Below are 255 nucleotides of genomic sequence, written 5' to 3' on the forward strand. Positions count from 1 at the left end.
GCTGGATGCAGCAAATGCCGTCTTCGCGACGTAGTCGCGCTATCCGATCCCGACCCGCCACGATCCCTTCGGCAGCCAGTTCGGTTTGCAAGCGCCTTGCACTGTAGGTTCGGCGTGTTTTGTTGTGTGCCGCACGGATTGCTACCCGCAACCGTTCGTTCTCCTGAGCCCGTCGGCTAGGTGGACGTTTAAGCCAGGCATAGAAACCACAACAAGAAACCGCCAGGGTCCGGCACAGCCACGTTACCGGGTAAA

General features: G+C 59.2%; 1 protein-coding gene. It reads right to left on the reverse strand.

What is annotated here, in order from left to right:
• A partial coding sequence (locus ACUHMQ_RS21300; protein ID WP_445297427.1) for an IS3 family transposase occupies positions 1-255 on the reverse strand: 255 nt, incomplete at both ends.

This window comes from Chitinimonas violaceus (assembly GCF_052601015.1).